Below are 20,599 nucleotides of genomic sequence, written 5' to 3'. Positions count from 1 at the left end.
TTTTTTTCTTTTCTTTTTATCTATAATTAATTTTTATAGTAACCTTCTTTGTTCACTTGTCTTGCTCTTGCAATTGCTAGTGAATCTTCTGGAACTTCATCAGTAATCGTTGAACCAGCTGCAATGTATGAACCTTTTTTCACAGTTACAGGTGCAATTAAATTTGAATTACAACCAACAAAGACATTGTCCTCGATTGTTGTTTTAAACTTATTTTTACCGTCATAGTTCACAGTGATTGAGCCACAGCCAAGATTAACACCTTGACCAATTTCCGCGTCACCAATATAGCTTAAATGAGATGCTTTACTTCCGTTGCCAAAAGTAACTTTCTTAGTTTCAACAAAGTTTCCAATTCGAACTTCATCACCTAATGTTGATGCCGGACGAATGTGAGCAAATGGTCCAACTGTAGTTGAATGACCGATTTTACTTTCATGTACAACTGATTGTTTAATACTTGTATCATTACCAATTTCACTATCGATAATTTCAGTATTTGGGCCAATTGTACTACCCGTTCCAATTATACTATTTCCATAGATCATTGTACCAGGGTAAATAATTGTATCCGATCCAATTTTTGCATCTGCAGAGATATATGTGCTAGCAGAATCAATAATTGTTACACCGTTCAACATATGCTTTTTGTTTATATTTTTGCGCATGATTGATTCTGCAATAGATAATGCATATCGATCATTTACACCTAATGTTTCATCGAAATTTGCTGTTTTATATGCAGCTACTATTTCGCCTTTTGCTTTTAGTATCTCAATAACATCTGGTAAGTAGTACTCACCTTGAGCGTTATTATTGTTTACCTCATTTAAGGCTTCAAATAATGCTTTATTATCAAAGCAATATGTACCTGTATTGATTTCTTGAACTGTTAGCTCTTCTGGACTTGCATCCTTATGCTCAACAATTTTTATTACAGACCCATTTTCGCCCCTAATTATTCTACCATAACCAGTTGAATCCTCAAGATGGGCTGTTAAAATTGTAGCTTTTGCCTGTAATCTTTCATGCTCATCGAATAATGCTTGAATTGTCTCTGGTGAAATTAATGGTGTGTCACCACATATTACCAAAGTAGTTCCTTCTTTATCCTTTAACATTGGCGCTGCTTGAATAACAGCATGTGCAGTACCTAATTGCTCAGCTTGTAGAGCATATTCGCTATGATCACCTATTTGTGTTTTAACTAATTCCGCTCCGTGACCTACAACAGTTACAATATTTTGTACACCAACTGACATTACGTGGTCTACAACATGTTGAACCATAGGCTTCCCACAAACAGGGTGAAGTACTTTATATAATTTTGATTTCATTCTAGTACCTTTTCCTGCAGCTAGAACAATCGCATATTTATTTGACATAGTCATCCTCCATCAATCTAAATACCTATACCTGGTAGCTCAAAATGCTAATTTTAATATTTTTCCACAAAATACATCCATTTTATTATACCATAAAAAAAGAACCCATTATACATTAATGGGTTCTTTTTGGTCATATTTTTAAGAAGCACCTGCTTCTTCAAAGTCTTCTTCCAACTCACCTACACGGTGATATTCAGCTAATACAGAATCCTGTATTTTGCTACGAGTTGAAGAGTTAATCGGATGAGCGATATCACGGAACTCTCCATCCGGAGTACGTTTACTTGGCATTGCTACAAATAAACCGTTATTACCATCGATTACGCGAATATCATGAACAACAAATTCATGATCTAATGTAATTGATGCGATAGCTCTCATACGACCCTCCGTGTTTACGCGGCGTAGTCTTACGTCTGTCACTTCCATCTTGTTCACCACCTTTATCAACTTAAACCATAATTAGTAAGTTTCAACAATTATCAATAATTTCCTTCTTTTTGGAAAATTTTTTATTTAAATTATTTAATTTTTACAAATGTTTACTAAATTAATGTCCTCAACTTATTTATCGGAATATTTTAATTGAATTTTAATGAATATAAAAAAAAACCTGAAAATAATTTCAGGTTTTGGTCTTATACTACTGCGATACATTCGATCTCTACTAATACGTCTTTAGGTAGTCTTGCAACCTCGACACAGCTTCTTGCAGGCTTGTGTTCATTGAAAAACTCTTCATAAATAGCATTAAAGTCAACAAAAGTTGTTAAGTCTTTTAAAAATACAGTTGTTTTAATAACTTTTGATAAGTCTGTTCCGGCTTCTTCTAGAACAGCCTTAAGGTTGGCAAATACTTGCTTGGTTTGTTCCTCAATTCCACCTTCTACTATATTTCCTTCTACTGTTAATGGAATTTGTCCAGAAGTGTATAATAATCCATTAGCGATTATTGCTTGAGAATATGGTCCAATTGCTTTTGGTGCATGATCAGTATGAATTAATTGCATTATGTATCTTCCCCTTCTTCATTATATACATTTAGCTTATCTATTAAATGATTATAAGCTTTCAGTTTTAATAAATGATTCTTCTTGGAAATTGCCTCTTTCAACTCGAATAAGCTGTTCTCTTTCATTTACCTCAGATAACTTTACAAGTGATATATAATCTTCAACTAATCTTTCTTCAATATTTACTGCCTCAACTAATACACCAATTCCTGCAACATTTGCCTGAAATTCCTTAAGCAAATTTTTCATACCAGTAACCGTTCCACCAGCTTTCATAAAATCATCGATAATTAAAACATTTGAACCTGCCTCGATGCTTCTTTTTGCTAATGACATTGTTTGTATACGTTTTGAAGAACCTGATACGTAATTAATACTTACTGTTGATCCTTCCGTAACCTTGTTATCTTGACGAACAATTACAACTGGTACATTTAAAAAGTTTGCAACAGCATATGCTAAAGGAATTCCTTTTGTTGCGATTGTCATAACGATATCTATTTTTTGATTACTGAATATTGATGCAAACATACGGCCTACACTATTAACATAGTTAGGATTGCTTAATATATCAGTCATGTATAAGTATCCACCGGGCAAAACTCGGTCTGGTTTTTGAAGTAGATCACATAATTCTTCAATTACTGTATTTACTTCTTGATTACTAATACTAGGAATATACTTTACGCCACCAGCTGCTCCTGGCACAGTCATTAGTGTCCCAATTCCTTGCTGTTCGAACGTCTGCTTTATAATACCTAAATCTTCACTTACTGATGATTTAGCAGACGCATATAAATCAGCAAAAAATGTTAATGATACTAATTGTTGTGGATGGTGCAACAAATAGTGTGTCATACCTACAAGACGAGAGCTTCTTCTAATTTTCATGCAGCACCTCAAATCACGAATATTTTATAAAAATTTTATAATAATATTCGTTTTTAATCAAGTTTTTCCCTTTCACCTAACATCCGAACGGCGTATACTTGATCGCAGAAACCTTTTAATCCGTTATAAACACGATTCATCCTAGAATCATGGCGAACTAATCCGAATACTGTTGGACCACTTCCGCTCATTAAAACAGCATCTGCACCAAAACGTTTCATTTGATCCTTAATCATTGCAACCTCAGGGTGTAATTGCAGTGTAACTGTTTCTAATACATTTCCTAATGACAGACAAATATCGTCGTAATTTTTATTCGAAATGGCATTAACCATACGATCTACATCAGGATGTTGAATATTATCTAATTTAAGCTTTTGATAAACAGTTGCTGTTGAAACGCCCTGTGTTGGTTTTGCTAAAATAACCCAACAAGGTGGTGGGGTATCAATATGTTCAATTTTTTCACCACGACCTGTAGCTATAGCTGTTCCTCCGTAAACACAAAATGATACGTCCGACCCGATTTTAGAACCAATTACCGCTAATTCATCTAACGAACAATTTAAATTCCAAAGCTTATTTAGACCTCTTAGTACCGCAGCAGCATCTGAACTACCTCCAGCTAAACCAGCAGCAACAGGAATATTTTTTGTAATAAAAATATGCGCTCCTAATTTTACTCCGAACATTTCTTTGAGTAGCATCGCAGCTTGATAAGCTAAATTACGTTGATCATCTGGCACGTAACGATTGTGTGATGTAACGACAATCTTATCTTCTTGAATAAGCTCTAATTCAATTCGATCGGCTAAATCGATCGTTGTCATGATCATTTTAACATCATGATAACCGTCGCCTCTTTTCCCTACTACGTCTAATGAAAGATTTATTTTCGCAGGAGCCTTCACCATTAATTTCACTATTTTCACCTTCTTATGAACACTTACTTTTTTGCTATTGTATCATAATTAACTCATAAGAAAAATGTACCCCAATGAAAGAGAGCAAGATCAGTAAATTTTCTTTTAGAAGATTCACAAAAACCGAAGCATTTAGCTTCGGTTTGATGTGTAGACAAATTTGCTTGTCGAAGTGAAGATTGTTTATTGTTGCTTATTAGATAAATGTAACTCAGCTAATTCGATTGCCCTTTTAACCATGTTGCCGGCATCCTTCGCTCGAATGCCTCCCCAGCCTTCTTTTTGAACGACTTCATAGAAACCAAGATCTTTTGCAAGTTCCTCTTTAAAGCTCTGTGACATTATACCCCTTTTTCTTCTACCCAAAAAAAAAGCAACCCCCTTTTTCCACTTCGACATTATTAGTATGTGTAAATCTGTTTAATTTCATGAATAATAAAAAGAAAAGGGACAGTAGAGAATTCTACTGCCCATTCGCCATTAGTCCACTTGTATGGTCATCACAGAAAAACAATTCAACTGTTTCTGTTAAAATATCTGCATAACTAAAAGATAAGCGTTCAAATGTGTTCTCTTCTTGATCTAATTGTACTACGAATATGGATGGATATGTTTCTGCTAATACACCGGAACGTTCCACAGTCTTTCTACGTCCGCTGTTTGCTTTCAATGTAAGTCGTTGTCCAACATGACTATCTAAAGTATCCTTTATTTCAGATAATTTTTTTGCCATTTCATACCACCTCACTATGACAAGTATACCATCTTATGTAAACTAAGTCAAAAAAAGATAAAATTATACCAACGATACTGGTTACATGTCAATATTTTTTTGCAACACCCGATTATTATTTGTGAAAATCTGAAAATTTATGTATGAAAACAAAAAAAGATTTTCTACATACGAGTTCTCTCGTTAATGTAGAAAATCTTTTCCTTACTCCTCTTCCATCGATTGGAAAGGTAGCCCTGTTCTTAAAATTCCTTTTGTTTCTACTCCACCTAGTCCCTTTTCACCTGTAATTGTATTACGAACGACTTCATAAACATTTACTCGATCCATAAATGATGTGAAACTTATCTTTCCAACTACATAAACGGGATCTAATGCATGTATGTTTACTCTAGTTGGTGAGCTTGCAAAGTTTGCTCCTGCACGTATAATCGCTTCAAAGTGTGATTGACATGCCCCAGCAAAAATTACAAGATGGTCTAAAGATGGAACCTTTTTTCGCGCTTCTTTTACAGCATCGACAAAATATCTTGAATGTCTGTAAGCTTCTATATCAGTAACAACCCCTTTTGCCTTTGTGTATGCATCGTGACCTGTTATAACTAGTATATCGGGACGATAATGATCTAAGTAATAACCAATTTTTGTTGGTAATTCTGTTTCCTTACAATAGATTCCCTCAACAGGGACACCCATCTTATTATACATTTCAAGACATTTTTTTAAATATATTGGATCTCCATCGATGTGAAGAACCCGACCTGGTATTTGAAAAAGATTTACATCTGTTCTATATCCATTTGTTGCTTGAAATCTTCTTTTTTCTTTTTGCTCCAAAGCTTCTCTTTTAAATAGTTTGTAGTTTTCCTCAATTTGAACAGATGATCTTTTACCTTTTTCTCGATACTCTGATTCAATGATTACTCGCAGGTCAGATAAAGGCGCATCAGCAATTAAACGAAAATCGTCACCATATAAAACAGCAATGACTTCATCCCCGATTTGTTTTACCTCCACTACTCGAAAAACTAGGTCATATTTATAAGATGCTCTTTCTACTATATCCCCTACATTAATATTCACATGCCTTCCCCTCCAAAATTGCTTAAGTACACTACGAGTTCGCTCTCTTTTTTTAGATTATGTATGGACAAAACAAAGGGTGAAAAGAAGGTTTATTGAACTTTTGTAGGGCATCAGAACTAAAATAAGTTATCAAATAAAAAAGATGATTACAAACTAGTTGGCAAATTAGCTTATAATCATCTTTTTATTATTTTACTTGTTTATATAGACTATTACTTAATGTGGCAAATTCTTGAATTGATAAAGTTTCTCCTCTTCTTGTTCCTTCAATACCTGCCTCTAGAAGACAAGCTTCAAGTATTGCTTTATCCTTTTTTAGATGAGAAAAGTTATTTAATAAATTATTATTTAATGTTTTTCGTCTTTGAGCAAAGCTCGCTCTAACGACTTCAAAAAAGAATGATTCGTCAATTACCTCTGCAGCTGGTTCTTCACGTTTTACTAGCTTTATAACAGCAGAATCAACGTTTGGCTGTGGCATGAAGACTGTTCTAGGTACAGTCATAACAGTTGAAGCATGTGTATAAAACTGTATTGCTATTGATAGTGAACCATAATCCTTTGTTCCCGGCTTAGCGGCGATACGGTCAGCCACTTCTTTTTGCAACATACAAACAATTCCTCTGATTGGTAAACCATCTGTTAATAGCTTCATGATAATTGGTGTCGTTACATAATAAGGCAAGTTTGCGACTACCATTATATCTAACTCATTGGGCAAATACTCATTAATCGCTTTTTCAACGTCTGCCTTTAGTACGTCTTCATTAACGATTTGTATATTATCATATGGTGAAAGTGTATCTTCTAAGATTGGGATTAGTCTATTATCAATTTCAAAAGCTAATACTTTCTTAGCTCGCTTTGCAATTTGCTCAGTTAATGCCCCAATTCCCGGCCCAATTTCAATTGCACAACTTTCTTCAGTTAAATCTGCATAACTTACAATGTTTTCTAGTATATTTGTATCAATTAAGAAATTTTGACCATAGTTTTTTTTAAAGAAGAAATCGTACTTGGCTAATATTTCTTTCGTTCGACTAGGTGTCGCGATATCCTTCATTATTTTTCCTCCATTAAAACTTTTTTTACTGCTTGCCCAAATTCATCTTTTGAGATTTGAAACATTTGCAGTCTTTTCTCTAGTTGCTTACCGTTTGTATAACCTATATTAAGAATTTTACCAAGTTTATCTCGTCTTTCACTTGATTTGGGATGTCCAATTAATCCGGCATCTATTAAATCTTCCTTTGTAATTTCAGATTCAACTTCGATAAATTCCTGCTTAACATGAATTAAAGCATTTCGAATAGATTCTCTAGTAGCATGCTCGATTCCTAATCCTTTTTTACCTGAACGAACAGCTTCTTCCTTTGGTAAAAATGCATGCTTACATCCTGGTACATGTTCTTTAATAATCGAGCGTATGCGTTGTCCAGGATAATCAGGATCTGTAAATACGATAACTCCTCGAGTCTCCTGAGCATGCTTTATTAATTTTAAAGTATCCTTATTTATAGCAGAACCACTTGTTTCAATTGTATCTGCATCCACAGCTCTTTTAATTGCCGCCGTATCATCTTTACCTTCAACAACAATGATTTCTTTAATTTTCATTTGTTCCTCCAACCAATACAAGTATATGTAATCATACCATAAGGATAATAAAACTTCATACTCTCTTAAAAGTAGTATAAAAAAAAGCAGAAGGACTTATCCTTCTACTTTCATTCAAACAACGATCTATTTTAAAAATATTAGCTAATAATACGAATTTTTACAGTACGACGACCAAAATCAAAACAATCGTCTTTTGTAGGCATTAAAATATCGATTCTTCTGCCTTTAATTGCTCCACCAGTGTCACCAGCAATAGCAACGCCATATCCTTCAACCCAAACTTTAGATCCTAAAGGAATCACTTTTGGATCAACTGCAATCAGTTTTGTGTTAGGATTTTTACGAACATTAATACCTAAAGCTGTTACACCAGACATCCCAGCATCGTAAGGTGAATATGCAGTTGCTTCAACATACATTTCTTTTACCTTACTACTTGATTTTGGCGCACTAGATTTTACTAATGCACTTGATGTAGGTACAGACTTTGTTCCAACTGCAACTACTCGATCAACTGGTTCTTTTAAAATAGTTTCATCAACTAGTGTTTTAGAAACTACCTTACCATTTTCTTTAATCAGTTCAAAGTTACGTTTAACAAGTCCTTTTACACCTTCTGAAATGACCGAAGATTCATCCTTATACATAGAAGAATCTTTTTGCTCTTTTTCTTTAAAATCTACAGGCTCTTCCACCACATCGTTGACTTTTTCGACACGGATAACTCGAACTGCATCATTTGGTTTGATCATTTCGCCGGCACCTGGTTCAACTCGGTCAAATTCGTTTAATGTAATGTTCTGCTTTTCTAAAAAGTCAGCGACAGTAGTCGAAGTTGCAAATACTTTTTTAGAAACTCCTCCGTCATTTAAAACCATAGGGAATGCTTTTTCGTAAGATACCTTACCATTTTCCTCTAACGGTGTTGACAGTGCAGGCATTATAACATCATCAGGATTGGTCTTAATTTTTTGTTCCTCTAATAATTCCTTTACCGTTTGAGCAGTTGTCATAATGACTTTTTCTTGCCCATCGATCGTAAGTTTAACAGGTTTCGCTAAATGAACTGTAATATCCATATCATCTGATATTTTCGTTTTGGCTGACGGATATATTTCATCTGCATTCGTAATATTAATATTTTGTTCTTTTAATAATTCAGCCACAGTATTTGCATGTGTTTGAATAACCTGTTCTTTCCCGTCTACCTCAAGAGTTACTTGTTCTTTAAGTCCCTCATATGCTCCTGTACCTACTGATCCAGTGAAAACTAAAGCTCCTGCAAGTTGTACTGCTAGTTTTTTACTACTCCCAAGTCTAGAAAGTAACCTATTCGCGTCTATCACGATTTTACTCCTCCTTTTCGCCTGAGAAAAAAGATTGACTAGCTCCAAACCTATTAACTAGTGCTTCTACTCTACTGAATGTATGTTTACTAGATTTAGAAGTAGAAGAGTTTTCTTTCGACAAATTCTTCAACTCTTCATACGTGAACTGTGACGAATTTTATGTATTCGTACTAGTTCATGAGATCATTTGTTAATCTGAAAAATATTACACGCATTTTCGAAAGTTCGTTTTTGAACTTCCTCAACTGATATGTTTTTTAAATGTGCAATTTCTTCAGCAACAAGTGATACATAGCTAGGTTCGTTTCTTTTTCCTCTATACGGATGTGGTGTTAAGTATGGACAATCCGTTTCGATTAATAGATTTTCTAACGGAATCTCTGTCGCTACTTCTTTTGGTTTTTTTGCATTCTTAAATGTAACTGGTCCTCCTAATGAAATATAGAAGTTCATTTTAATACATTCTTTTGCAGTTTCCACACTTCCGCCGAAGCAGTGCATAATGCCACCTACTTCAGATGCATTTTCTTCTTTTAAAATGGTTACAATGTCTTCTGTTGCGTCTCGATTGTGAATAACAATCGGTAGTCCGCATTCTTTTGCTAATTGAATTTGTTTGCGAAATACTTCTTTTTGGATTTCTTTTGGAGATTTATCCCAGTAGTAATCTAATCCAGTTTCACCAATTGCTACTACTTTAGGATGCTTTGATAATTCCTTAATCCATTCAAAATCTTCTTCGGTTGCGTCAATTGCATCAACTGGATGCCAGCCAATAGCTGCATAAAGAAAATCATACTTCTCAATTAATTCCATAGCTTTCGTAATTGTTGGTCGATCAAAGCCAACAACTACTTGATGAACAACTCCTGCTTCCAAAGCTCTACTAATTACTTCTTCAAGGTCTTCTTTGTATTGATCTGCATTTAAATGTACATGTGTATCAAAAAGCATTTTTACTTCCCCTTTGCTCATCTGAGATTTAGTCTAGCATACCGTAAAATTTCTTACCTAACGCACAGTTAACAATTCCGTTACAAAAAGAAATGGTCAAAATTAAGCAATTTCTAATAAATTTTTAAAGATGTTTTAAATTAATTCCATGTTATATCAAGACTTTCTTACTTTTTAAAACAAAATTCTGATAATTTTTTCAGTTTACTATTGTAATCAATCTGTAATATTTTCTTCATATAGTGACATTTTCTAACAATAACTTGTTAACACCTGCCATAAATCAACAAATTATTATCATATTTGTGATTCTTATGATATTTTTACAATTTTCTGCACAATACAACAATTATTTTAGTAAAACAAATCAAAAAAGAAAAGTATTTCATGTTAGTTTTTACACGAAATACTTTTCCTAGTAACATTATTTAATAATAGTACCGTTTGGTAATGATTGATCAATTGTTGCAAGTGATAGCTTACCTTCAATACTTCCTGCAAGGATCATCCCTTCGGATAGTTCTCCTCTAAGCTTTACAGGTTTTAAATTCGTTACGCAGATCACTTTTCTACCAATTAAGTCTTCTGGTTTATAGTATTCCGCTATACCTGATACAACTTGTCTTGATTCATTTCCTAAGTCTAATTGAAGTTTTAGAAGTTTTTTTGCTCCTTTTACTGCACCAGCTTCTTTTACTTCAGCAACCTTTAGTTGAACTTTAAAGAATTCATCAATTGTAATTTCAGGAACAGTTTCTTCCACTTTTTCTTCTACCACTGGTTTTACAGTGCCTTGCATTTGTTCTTTAATATATGCAACTTCAACCTCTGTCTCTAAACGTGGGAAAATTGGTTCACCTTTTTGTACTCTCGTATCCTCTTGAATTGCTCCAAACTCATTTAGGCTATCCCATGAAAGAATCTTTTCATCAACTAGTCCTAACTGTGTGAAAATTTTCGCTGGAGTCTGAGTTAAGAAAGGTTTTAATAAAATCCCAACTTGACGTAAAGATTCAGCTAAATGTGCCATTACCGAAGCTAGTTCTTGTACATGGCTTTCGTCTTTAGCAAGTACCCACGGCTGTGTCTCATCAATATATTTGTTTGTACGACTAACGAACTGCCAAATATTTGTTAATGCAACTGAAAACTCCATATTTTCCATTGCTGCTTCCACAGTTTCCTTCGTGTTCTTTGCCACTTGTTGAAGGTTTTCATCAAAATCTGTTACTGTTCCATTAACTGCAGGAATATTACCATCAAAATATTTTTGGATCATTGCAATTGTTCGGTTTAATAAATTACCTAGATCATTCGCTAAATCAAAATTAATACGATCAACGAATCCTTCAGGCGTAAAAATACCATCTGATCCAAAAGGAACTTCACGTAATAGGTAGTATCTTAGAGCATCTAAGCCATATCGGTCGATTAATACTACTGGATCTACAACATTACCTTTTGATTTACTCATCTTGCCGTCTTTCATTAATAACCATCCGTGAGCAAAGACCTTTTTAGGTAATGGTAAGTCTAATGCCATTAACATAATCGGCCAATATATCGTATGGAAACGTACAATTTCTTTACCAACTAAATGAACATTCGCTGGCCAATATTTTTTATAGTTTTCTTCATTATCTGAACCATATCCTAAAGCTGTAATATAGTTAGATAAAGCGTCAATCCACACATAAATTACGTGTTTAGCATTACCAGGTACTTTTACTCCCCAATCGAATGAAGTACGTGAGACAGCTAAGTCCTCTAATCCTGGTTTAATGAAATTGTTAATCATTTCATTTTTTCTTGATTCAGGTTGAATAAATTCTGGGTTTTCTTCATAATACTTCAGTAATCGGTCAGCATATTTACTCATTTTAAAGAAATATGACTCTTCTTTAACCAGCTCTACTGGATGACCGCTGTCCGGACTCTTTCCACCAATAATTTTTCCTTCTTCATTATATAAAGGATCAACAATTTGTGTTTCAGTATAGTATGTTTCATCCGGTACAGAATACCAACCCTCATACTCGTCCAAATAAATATCACCTTGATCAAGTAATTGCTTGAAAATCTTCTCAACAATTTCTTTATGTCTGCTTTCCGTCGTACGGATAAAGTCATCATAGGAAATATCTAATTTTGTCCATAGGTCCTTAATTCCAACAACGATATCATCTAAGTATTCTTGCGGTGAGACATTTAATTCCTCAGCTTTTCGTTGAATTTTTTGACCATGTTCATCTGTACCCGTTAAATAAAAAACATCAAAACCTTGAAGTCTTTTATATCTAGCCATTGCATCCCCAGCAACAGTCGTATAAGCATGACCTATATGTAATTTTCCGCTCGGATAATATATTGGGGTTGTGATATAAAAAGTTTTATTACTCATTGACCAAAAATCCTCCTTCAAAAATTTCTAAATATTGACACTAAATTATTCGCATGATTTTGCATTTCATTATAAAATGAAAAATGAGTTATCTGCATATCCCCATCTACTATTACAACTTCATACTTATTTTATAAGTTAAATTTTACACAATAGTAACATCTATTTCTATTATTTCTCGTAAATATACATACATTTTCTCTTTAATTAACCCATTTTGGCATTGTAGCATTATGTAGCTCTATCTTTTGGACTACATAGTACATTTATTTTCATAAAAACTTTATATAGGAGGATTAATTATGAAATCTACAGGAATTGTCCGTAAGGTAGACGAGCTCGGCCGTGTAGTAATTCCAATTGAACTTAGAAGAACACTAAATATCACTGAAAGAGACACACTTGAAATATTTGTTCAGGATGATCGAATTATCCTAAAAAAGTATGAACCAAATATGACTTGTATGATGACGGGAGAAATTTCTCAAAATAATCTTGAGGTTGCTGATGGCAAAATTGTTTTAAGTAAAAAAGGCGCAGAACTTCTAAAATTCGAGATTGAACAATTTATAGCTGATAATAATTAAATTGAAGAGGCTGCCTATTTTAATTGCATTCTCTAAATAAAAGCTAGTAAAAATGAGTAGAGAATTACAAATAAATTAGGCAGCCTAACTTCATTTTTAAACCTTATTAAATTTCGTGATATTCCGCGTAGACGTCCCTTTTATTTAATGAACGATCCTTCGCAACAAGTTTTATTGCATCTTTACTTTTTTCATTTTTTTCATTTATGTACCAATCGACATGTTGGTTAATAGTTAGTTCCTGCCACCAACACTCCTCATTGTTTTTCACATCCTCTTCAGATGCCCCTTCTAAAACAACTACAAACTCTCCGCGTACTTCTTCATTCGTTGCCCAGTCTATTGCATCACTAACTGTCCCACGTAAAAACTCTTCGAACTTCTTTGTTAATTCTCTACAAAGGACAATTCTTCTGTCACCTAATACTTCAAGAATAACGTGTAGTGTTTCTTTTAAACGGTGTGGAGACTCGTATAAAATGACTGTACTACGTTGCCCCTTTAACGGTTCCAACTGCTTCTTCTTATCTTTCTTTTGGCGTGATAAGAATCCTATGTATAAAAACGAATCAGTAGGTAGTCCAGATGATATTAAAGATGTTAAGGCAGCATTTGCGCCAGGTAAAGGAACGACAGAAATACCTTCTTCTAAACAAAGTTTTACAAGCTCATAACCTGGGTCATTTATACACGGCATTCCAGCATCACTTACTAATCCAACTTTTAATCCTCGTTTCAAGTCTTCTACAAGTTTTAATCCTGCTTTTTCTTTATTATGCTCATGATAACTCACTAAAGGGGTTGGTATTTCGAAGTGATTACAAAGCTTTTTCGTGTTACGAGTATCCTCCGCTGCAATATAATCTACTTCTTTTAGTATTCGTACCGCTCTAAACGTCATATCTTCTAAGTTACCAATAGGGGTTGGTATTAAATAAAGACAGCCTAATTCTTCATTCAAGAAGCTCTTTTGACTTTTAATCATTACTCGTTCCTCCTCTCATATATCGTTCTTTGTTTTCTCTTGATAATTGCTTAAAAGCGTATTCCGCTTGCATTGCTTCTCTTTTAGTTGGGTACTCCTCAAAAAATATACAATTTACAGGTGTCCTACCCCTTGTATATTTTGCACCCTTTCCATCGTTGTGTTGTTTTACTCTACGCTCAATATTTGTTGTATACCCTGCATAGAAAGTTGTATCTGAACATTCTAGCACATATAAATAGTGTTTATGATCTTCCATATAGAATTTCCTTTAACTCAGCCGTATACTCGTTATTTTCCTCATATACGTAAATCGGAGGCAAAATTTTAAGGTCAGCTTTGCCACCTTTAATACCTTCAATTAGAAGTGTATTTGCTTCCTTACCCATTTTTGGATAAACAAACTGAATTCTTTTCGGCTCGATACCATGTTTACGCATTGTTGTAACAATATCCAACATACGTCCTGGACGGTGAACCATCGCCAATTTTCCACCATGCTTCAAAAGTTGTTTACTTGCGTTGATTACTTGTTCTAAATTCGTTTTAAGCTCATGTCTCGCTATTGCATAATGCTCATTCATATTCTGTTCAGAAGTCGGAATATCTTGAAAGTATGGTGGATTACACGTAACAACATCTACAAATTCTCTACCTATTTTATCTGGTGCATTTTTTAAATCGTCATGAATCATTGATATTTTTTCATCTAACATGTTATATTCAATGCTTCTTTTAGCCATATCATACAGTCTCTCTTGTATTTCTACACCTATTATATTTGCTTTAGATCTTCGGTGTAACATCAACGGAATAACTCCATTTCCAGAGCATAAATCAACGATTGTACCTTTTTGGATCGGGACATATGTAAAATTAGATAAAAGAACTGCATCTAATGAAAATGAAAAAACAGATGGACTTTGAATAATTCTCATATCATCGGTTAATAAGTAATCTAAGCGTTCGTCACCTTTAAGCATAATTAGTTCCTTTCAAATTCATACCAATATTATCTTTTAGCATTGCCTAATTGTCTAACAATTAACTAGCAATGCATAAAAAGAAGCTATTCCATTTGAAGCCTGCGCACTTTACCTTTTTAAACAGCTTATTTAATAGCTGATTTCTAAAAAGGTAATCGCTCGCTTCTTCCGGAATAGCCTACCATTACTTTTTATCAAAGAAGGATAAACAAAACAGACAGTCCTCACCATGACGTACGCTTCCATAATGTAGATTACAAATATGGAAACCTTCTTGGTACAATCTTGCTAAATTATCATAGCCTTCTCCAAGATCCTTATCCTTTTGTACCTTTTTCTTCTTTGAGTCTTTTATTTGTTCTTTTTCTTCTATACGTTTATTTAGACCTAATCTTTCTCGTAAGTGATCATTCTCAATTTTCGTATAGTGATTTTCTTCTAGTAGCTCAGCAATATATTGTTTTAAATCACTAAGCTGTGTTGATAAATCTTGAATTTGTTCTTCCATATTGGAAAGAGATAAGAATATATTCTTCTTGTCCAATCTTACCACCTCTTAATCTGTGGTTTGTATTGACACGACTCCCTCGTGAATTAAATCATCTAGGGTATACTCCACAACGCGTTCTTTTTTGATCAATTCTACCTGAATAACTCGTTCTAAGATGTTCAATCCTACTACTCTTCCAGGACCTTCTGCTGTCTTGATGATATCCTCTAAGTCTGGAAGTTGTTCTTTTGCAGCCTCATACTCGTCATTTTCATATTTTAAGCAGCACATTAATCGGCCACAAAGTCCTGAAATTTTCGCCGGGTTAAGAGAAAGGTTTTGATCTTTAGCCATTTTAATGGATACTGGTTCAAAATCACCTAAGAACGTTGAACAACACAACATTCTACCGCAAGGCCCAATCCCACCGAGCATTTTAGCTTCATCGCGTACTCCTATTTGTCTTAATTCAATTCGAGTACGGAATACTGCAGCTAAATCCTTTACTAATTCTCTAAAGTCTATTCTACCATCTGCTGTAAAATAAAAGATGACTTTATTTCGGTCAAATGTATATTCGACATCAACTAATTTCATATCTAGTTCATGTTGCATAACTTTACTAGAACAAACTTCATAAGCTTCTTTAGCTGATTGTTTATTCTCTTCAACAATCATACGATCATGCTCATCAGCTAATCGCATAACTTTTTTTAACGGAAGGACTACGTCATTTTCTCCGACCTTTTTATTAGGTACAACTACTTTTCCAAATTCAATCCCTCTCACCGTCTCAACGATGACAAAAGTATCTTTAGGGATTGCTAATCCATCTGGGTCGAAATAATAGATTTTACCAGCTTTTTTAAAACGTACTCCGACTACTTCGTACACAATCTACAATCCCTCCTGTAGCTCTATAATCATTTGCTCTAAAACCATTAACATATTTGCGTTGGATGTTAATCGCTTTTTAGCAAAAAGGATGATTTCTAAACAAGTTGTTATTTTCTCTAATGAAATACGATTTAATGCTTGTCTCATTAATGGCTCTTCATTTTTAAAAACAACATTTTGATCTTGCTCAGCATATATATATAGCATATCTTTAAAGGCTAATACAAGCATATCAAGCATCATTTGTAACTGTTCCTTCGTATCAAAATGACGAGAAACATTTTGTTGTATGACTAGAAGACTATCTTTTTTTGTCGTTAATAATGCTTCATATAATTCTATCACTAAATCTCTAGCTTGTGCAAACCATTCTTCTTCAGCAATTTGAAGTGCAACTGCCTCACTATTTGTTAATCTTGCTAATAATGGTACTAAGTTTGATTGGAGCTCGATATTAACTAAATGTTCTTCAAAGTATTTTGTTGGTAATGGATTAAAATGGATTGATTGACAGCGAGATAATATCGTTGGCAAAATTTGTTGTACTTGTTCAGTTAATAAAAATGCAGTTGTAATTGAGACCGGCTCTTCCAAAAACTTCAATAATGAATTAGCTGCATTTGTCGTCATTCGATCAGCATGATCTATTATATAAATTTTCCGATTCGATTCAACAGCTGTTTTAGAGAATTCTTCTTGTAATTGTTGAATTTGATGTTTCTTTATTGAGGTTTCTTCGGGCTCAATTACATAAACATTTGGGTGATTACCAGAATCGACACGCTTACAATTACGACAAGTTCCACAAGGTGTAGCGCCACTTACATTCTCACATAGTAATACTTTTGTGTAGTATAATGCAAGTTCGCGTTTACCAGTTCCTCTTGGGCCTTCAAATAAGTAAGCATGAGCTACCCTGTTCTTAATTACTGCATTTTTTAACATTTTTGTGGCAACTGGCTGACGCTCGCTTAGTTTCTCCCAAGATGTTTTCATGTTTACACCTACTCATATCTATAAATTAATCAATGATATATTTAAATTGTATTGTTTTTTTTAATCGTTTTATAAATTACTTCAGCTTAACTTTTGGCCTACATTTTTCAAATAGATGCAAGTAATTTTTAGTTAAGTTTCGAATGTATCCCTACTTCTATTATAACAGTTCCGTCATGTTATTGTTCATGTAATCAATTTTTGTAAATAATTAAATTTCTTCTATTTTTTCTAAAATGACTTTTAAAGTATCATTAAATACTTGATCGACCTGGTTTGATGCATCAATTCGTTTAAAGCGCCATGGCTCTCTCTTCATGATTTCAGCATATCCACTTTGAACTTTTAAATGAAAATCTAGTTCTTCCAAATCCAGTCGATTGATTTCTCTCTCATCTGCTTGGTGAACTCTATTTAGTCCAACTTTAGGGTCTAAATCAAAGTAAATTGTTAAATCAGGCATTAAACCATCGATCGCAAATTGATTGATATTATAAATTTCATCTATTCCGATCCCTCTACCGACACCTTGATATGCGAGCGAACTATCTACAAATCGATCACACAACACGATTTTTCCTTCTGCCAATGCAGGGATTACTTTCTCTGCTAAATGCTGCCTCCTTGCCGCAGCATAAAGTAGTGCCTCCGTACGTTTGTCCATTTCAATATTCTCTGTGTCTAATATAATATTTCTTATACTTTCAGCAATCCGTATACCACCTGGTTCTCGAGTGGATATAAAATTTACACTTCTTTTACGAAGTTCTTCTGATATCATATTTATAATTGTTGTTTTCCCTGCACCCTCTGGTCCTTCAAATGTAATGAATAAAGATTTCAAGTGTGTTTCCTCCTAAATCAATACTTCAATTTGTAAATTTTTATCTTCAATCAAATTTTGAATCGTCATTCCATATTGATATACATCATGAATATAATCAACATGCTTAGTAGTAATTAGTTCACCCTTTAGTAAAATCGGAATTCCTGGTGGATAAGGAACAATATTTTCTGCAGAGATTTCTCCTACTGAATCTGCCAAATCTTTTACCAACTTCCTTTTTTTCTTTAAGTCAGCGTAACTATGTAACACTGTACTGGTAAAATTAGGTACATTAAGCTTAGGTTGTTTATTTTCAATATAAGCCATAGATTCAGTTGCTTTATTTACTCGATTAATAAGGTCATTAAAATCCATTCTTTCATCTAGCGGAAGGATGAACAAAACATGTCCCCAATCTGATAGTTCAGAATAGATTCCCTCATTTTCAAATATTTCCTGTAATTGCTTACCGGTATGTCCTTTTTTACTTTTTACGATTACTTTTAGTAAATCTTGTGAATAGTTTATTCGACTTGATGTAACAATTTGTATACTAGATAAATCATTAACTTCTTTAATAAAGTCGGCAATTTTCTTTTGAAGTATCTTCACCCTATCATGAGAAAATGTTTCGACAAAACTCCTTGCGTAATCTAAGGAAGCCATAATTGGATAAGAGGGACTGCTGCTTTGTAGCATTCTCAGCATTTCTCTTACTTTATCTTTGCAAACAAGTTTTGATTTTATATGTAAATATGACCCCATTGTCATTGCAGGCAAAGTTTTATGCGCTGATTGTATGACAATATCGGCACCCATAGAGAGAGCATCATTTGGAAAAGGATTCCCGATTATAAAATGTGTTCCATGTGCCTCATCCACGATCGTTGGGATCTCCATACTATGAGCGAACTCAATTATATTTTTTAAATTCTGAGACATTCCATAATAATTAGGATTTGTTAAAATTATTGCTTTTGCTTTCGGATAATTTTTTATTACATCCATAGATTGCTCACTGTTTACCCCAAGTGGCTGTCCTAGCTCTTCATCAATATCTAATGGCAAGAATATAGGCTTTGCTCCGGCAAGTAAAAGACCATGAAAAATTGATTTATGACAATTGCGTTGTACCAATACTTCGTCATTTTCGCCACATAACGCTAAAATTGCAGCTAGGTTACCCACAGTTGATCCATTTACTAAAAAGAAACTTTCTTCTGCTTTGTATACTTTCGCTAACATTTTTTGAGCCTCGCTAATTACCTCTGAAGGATAATGTAAATCATCTAAGCCATTTAATTCCGTCACATCATAATTTAATATATTTGGTAATCCTAATTCATTTATAAAAGTGTGCTTTCCATTTTTATGACCTGGAACATGTAGAGATATTGTTTCTTTATTTACAAACTGTTTCAGTGCATTTACTAATGGCATTTTATTCATCAATAACTCTTCCTTTAATTTACGCAATTTATTTGTATGTATCGTTATATTAGTATATTTTTGTTAAGTTTTAAATTAAACATTCCAAACATACTTTTCGACATTTTATACAACTGCCTAATTCGAAATCTTATATTTTATAGACAATATAAAAACCGATTATATTTACAAGTTCTCTCCACTACTTAAAGGCCCAGTCACTAAAGGGGTGACCAAACAGTAATAAATTATGGCAGAGGTACCTGTATATAGAATCGGTCCTTCACTTTATATCTTATTTTAACTTACAAAAACTTATTAGACTACTACTATTAGTCTATTACGCTTATGCTAGCCTCTAATTCGCAATTTCTTCTTTCACCGTACTAATACATCTTAACTTCTCTACAAAGGAATTGTATATAGGTGCATCTGTTTCAGTTTTTACGATTTTCTTTTCACACTCTTCACATACGAATGCTTCAATAATATGAATGCCATTTTCCTTTTTTTCTTCACAAACTATACATTTTGATAAACCATTCACCTTTTTTCCTCCTCTAAGTGTTTTTCCAGTGCAATTTACGATTGATTAAAAAATTTTGTTTATTATATAGTTTTGCAAATTAAAAACTTTTTATACAATTTAGGGCCTATTTTTTTGTAATATATGAAAATAGTTCTAATTTTGTGCTCTATATTTTAAATATTTTTTTCTAACATGATACTACTTTCCTGTTTTAATCTTACTTTTGTTCCTTTTAACTACTATAAAAGGACTATAATTCGTTTGTTGTCTCAGACTAGCCGCCAAACGCTCGTTTTCTTCGTTACTTCGCCTGCCTTACTGTGCGGTGCTCATTACCATATAAGGTAACCCCATGCCTCGAAAGAACTGCTACTTAAGCCAAGGGACCTTTAAGTGAAGTATCAGTGAAATTAGCTTTGATTAAATACATTGATCAAGTTTCACATAGTTTTACTTTGATTTATTAAATATTTTTATATTTATTTTTATAAATACAAAAAAAACATCAGCCTAATAG

General features: G+C 33.6%; 23 protein-coding genes. 1 reads left to right on the top strand and 22 read right to left on the bottom strand.

What is annotated here, in order from left to right:
* Nucleotides 1-26: 26 nt before the first annotated feature.
* The 13 genes from glmU to metG all read right to left on the bottom strand — a co-directional run bounded on the left by glmU (nucleotide 27) and on the right by metG (nucleotide 12,358).
* A complete protein-coding gene (gene glmU, locus CN946_RS17635) occupies nucleotides 27-1,385 on the bottom strand; it encodes a bifunctional UDP-N-acetylglucosamine diphosphorylase/glucosamine-1-phosphate N-acetyltransferase GlmU (protein ID WP_098862341.1) in 1,359 nt (452 codons plus the stop codon).
* A 141-nt stretch (nucleotides 1,386-1,526) separates the two neighbouring features.
* Nucleotides 1,527-1,817, bottom strand: a complete 291-nt coding sequence (gene spoVG, locus CN946_RS17630; RefSeq protein ID WP_056474486.1) for a septation regulator SpoVG — start codon at nucleotides 1,815-1,817, stop codon at nucleotides 1,527-1,529.
* A gap of 209 nt (nucleotides 1,818-2,026) precedes the next feature.
* Nucleotides 2,027-2,398 carry a RidA family protein gene (locus CN946_RS17625; RefSeq protein ID WP_098429637.1) on the bottom strand — a complete coding sequence of 124 codons (372 nt, stop codon included), beginning with the start codon at nucleotides 2,396-2,398 and terminating at the stop codon, nucleotides 2,027-2,029.
* A gap of 51 nt (nucleotides 2,399-2,449) precedes the next feature.
* Complete coding sequence (purR, locus tag CN946_RS17620) at nucleotides 2,450-3,292, bottom strand: pur operon repressor (protein WP_098862340.1); 843 nt, start codon at nucleotides 3,290-3,292, stop codon at nucleotides 2,450-2,452.
* A gap of 53 nt (nucleotides 3,293-3,345) precedes the next feature.
* Nucleotides 3,346-4,215: a 4-(cytidine 5'-diphospho)-2-C-methyl-D-erythritol kinase gene (gene ispE, locus CN946_RS17615; RefSeq protein ID WP_097979270.1), complete on the bottom strand. Its 870-nt coding sequence runs from the start codon at nucleotides 4,213-4,215 to the stop codon at nucleotides 3,346-3,348.
* Nucleotides 4,216-4,398: 183 nt separating this feature from the next.
* On the bottom strand, nucleotides 4,399-4,614 hold the full coding sequence (locus CN946_RS17610) for an alpha/beta-type small acid-soluble spore protein (RefSeq protein WP_098862339.1): 216 nt from the start codon (nucleotides 4,612-4,614) through the stop codon (nucleotides 4,399-4,401).
* Between the two features lie 64 nt (nucleotides 4,615-4,678).
* Nucleotides 4,679-4,948, bottom strand: coding sequence for a biofilm formation stimulator Veg (veg, locus tag CN946_RS17605; RefSeq protein WP_097979271.1), 270 nt, complete (start codon nucleotides 4,946-4,948; stop codon nucleotides 4,679-4,681).
* 204 nt (nucleotides 4,949-5,152) lie between these two features.
* Entirely contained in the window at nucleotides 5,153-6,031 is an 879-nt protein-coding gene (yabG, locus tag CN946_RS17600) for a sporulation peptidase YabG (protein ID WP_069033952.1), read from the bottom strand.
* Between the two features lie 190 nt (nucleotides 6,032-6,221).
* Complete coding sequence (rsmA, locus tag CN946_RS17595) at nucleotides 6,222-7,097, bottom strand: 16S rRNA (adenine(1518)-N(6)/adenine(1519)-N(6))-dimethyltransferase RsmA (protein WP_098862338.1); 876 nt, start codon at nucleotides 7,095-7,097, stop codon at nucleotides 6,222-6,224.
* Entirely contained in the window at nucleotides 7,097-7,651 is a 555-nt protein-coding gene (gene rnmV / locus CN946_RS17590) for a ribonuclease M5 (RefSeq protein WP_098429641.1), read from the bottom strand. The genes rsmA and rnmV overlap by 1 nt, the downstream gene beginning before the upstream one ends.
* 140 nt (nucleotides 7,652-7,791) lie before the next feature.
* Nucleotides 7,792-9,000, bottom strand: a complete 1,209-nt coding sequence (locus CN946_RS17585) for a resuscitation-promoting factor (protein WP_098862337.1) — start codon at nucleotides 8,998-9,000, stop codon at nucleotides 7,792-7,794.
* Nucleotides 9,001-9,186: 186 nt separating this feature from the next.
* A complete protein-coding gene (locus CN946_RS17580; RefSeq protein WP_098862336.1) occupies nucleotides 9,187-9,957 on the bottom strand; it encodes a TatD family hydrolase in 771 nt (256 codons plus the stop codon).
* A 424-nt stretch (nucleotides 9,958-10,381) separates the two neighbouring features.
* Nucleotides 10,382-12,358 carry a methionine--tRNA ligase gene (gene metG, locus CN946_RS17575; protein WP_098862335.1) on the bottom strand — a complete coding sequence of 659 codons (1,977 nt, stop codon included), beginning with the start codon at nucleotides 12,356-12,358 and terminating at the stop codon, nucleotides 10,382-10,384.
* A gap of 302 nt (nucleotides 12,359-12,660) precedes the next feature.
* Here metG and CN946_RS17570 point away from each other — a divergent pair, with 302 nt between their 5' ends.
* Complete coding sequence (locus CN946_RS17570) at nucleotides 12,661-12,945, top strand: transition state genes transcriptional regulator AbrB (protein WP_069033946.1); 285 nt, start codon at nucleotides 12,661-12,663, stop codon at nucleotides 12,943-12,945.
* A gap of 106 nt (nucleotides 12,946-13,051) precedes the next feature.
* Here CN946_RS17570 and rsmI read toward each other — a convergent pair whose 3' ends face one another.
* The 9 genes from rsmI to CN946_RS17525 form a co-directional block, all read right to left on the bottom strand.
* Nucleotides 13,052-13,927, bottom strand: coding sequence for a 16S rRNA (cytidine(1402)-2'-O)-methyltransferase (gene rsmI, locus CN946_RS17565; protein ID WP_098429654.1), 876 nt, complete (start codon nucleotides 13,925-13,927; stop codon nucleotides 13,052-13,054).
* The gene (locus CN946_RS17560; protein ID WP_098862334.1) at nucleotides 13,923-14,189 is read right to left on the bottom strand and encodes a GIY-YIG nuclease family protein; all 267 of its coding nucleotides are present in this window, start codon (nucleotides 14,187-14,189) and stop codon (nucleotides 13,923-13,925) included. The genes rsmI and CN946_RS17560 overlap by 5 nt, the downstream gene beginning before the upstream one ends.
* On the bottom strand, nucleotides 14,176-14,916 hold the full coding sequence (locus CN946_RS17555; RefSeq protein ID WP_098862333.1) for a tRNA1(Val) (adenine(37)-N6)-methyltransferase: 741 nt from the start codon (nucleotides 14,914-14,916) through the stop codon (nucleotides 14,176-14,178). Before CN946_RS17555 ends, CN946_RS17560 begins: the two co-directional genes overlap by 14 nt.
* A gap of 184 nt (nucleotides 14,917-15,100) precedes the next feature.
* On the bottom strand, nucleotides 15,101-15,460 hold the full coding sequence (gene yabA, locus CN946_RS17550; protein ID WP_069033942.1) for a DNA replication initiation control protein YabA: 360 nt from the start codon (nucleotides 15,458-15,460) through the stop codon (nucleotides 15,101-15,103).
* Nucleotides 15,461-15,472: 12 nt separating this feature from the next.
* The gene (locus CN946_RS17545) at nucleotides 15,473-16,300 is read right to left on the bottom strand and encodes a PSP1 domain-containing protein (RefSeq protein ID WP_098862332.1); all 828 of its coding nucleotides are present in this window, start codon (nucleotides 16,298-16,300) and stop codon (nucleotides 15,473-15,475) included.
* A 3-nt stretch (nucleotides 16,301-16,303) separates the two neighbouring features.
* Entirely contained in the window at nucleotides 16,304-17,299 is a 996-nt protein-coding gene (gene holB / locus CN946_RS17540) for a DNA polymerase III subunit delta' (RefSeq protein WP_098862331.1), read from the bottom strand.
* A gap of 211 nt (nucleotides 17,300-17,510) precedes the next feature.
* The gene (gene tmk / locus CN946_RS17535; protein ID WP_098862330.1) at nucleotides 17,511-18,143 is read right to left on the bottom strand and encodes a dTMP kinase; all 633 of its coding nucleotides are present in this window, start codon (nucleotides 18,141-18,143) and stop codon (nucleotides 17,511-17,513) included.
* A 12-nt stretch (nucleotides 18,144-18,155) separates the two neighbouring features.
* The gene (locus CN946_RS17530) at nucleotides 18,156-19,574 is read right to left on the bottom strand and encodes an aminotransferase class I/II-fold pyridoxal phosphate-dependent enzyme (RefSeq protein WP_098862329.1); all 1,419 of its coding nucleotides are present in this window, start codon (nucleotides 19,572-19,574) and stop codon (nucleotides 18,156-18,158) included.
* A gap of 337 nt (nucleotides 19,575-19,911) precedes the next feature.
* The gene (locus CN946_RS17525; protein ID WP_098429651.1) at nucleotides 19,912-20,100 is read right to left on the bottom strand and encodes a sigma factor G inhibitor Gin; all 189 of its coding nucleotides are present in this window, start codon (nucleotides 20,098-20,100) and stop codon (nucleotides 19,912-19,914) included.
* Nucleotides 20,101-20,599: the final 499 nt, after the last annotated feature.

The sequence above is a fragment of the Bacillus sp. AFS053548 genome, assembly GCF_002575105.1.
Classification (GTDB): Bacteria; Bacillota; Bacilli; order Bacillales; family Bacillaceae_G; genus Gottfriedia.
This window is presented reverse-complemented; position numbering and strand designations above follow the sequence as displayed.